The organism is Bradyrhizobium sp. 14AA (genome assembly GCF_054185205.1).
This window is the reverse complement of the sequence record NZ_JAVAYM010000214.1, coordinates 1-331: the sequence shown is the minus strand read 5'-3', so window position 1 is coordinate 331 and position 331 is coordinate 1. Positions and strand designations below refer to the sequence as shown.

Here is a 331-nt window from a genome sequence, read left to right as displayed (position 1 = left end):
TGTGGCTTATGAGGTCTCGACCGACGGCGGCGCGAGCTGGTCGACGACCACAGCCGCGCAGAGCAACCTCGCCGACGGCAGCTACCAGTTCCGCGCGACCGTCACCGATCCCGCCGGCAACAGTTCGACCAGCAACACCGTCGCGGTGGTGGTCGACACGTCGGCGCCGACGGCGGGAACGCTGTCGCTGTCGAGCTATGACGACAGCGGGTCGTCGTCTGTGGACCTCAACTCGACCGACAAGGCCTTCGATCTGTCGCTGAGCGGCAATGCCGATACCAACGGCACCGGTGTGGCCTATGAGGTCTCGACCGACGGCGGCGCGAGCTGG

At 67.1% G+C, this 331-nt stretch carries 1 protein-coding gene; it reads left to right on the top strand.

Features of this window, described 5'->3' with window-relative positions; all coding sequences use genetic code 11:
• Positions 1 to 331, top strand: a 331-nt coding sequence (locus RAD15_RS44060; protein ID WP_458184904.1) for an Ig-like domain-containing protein, incomplete at both ends; no start/stop codon positions are given.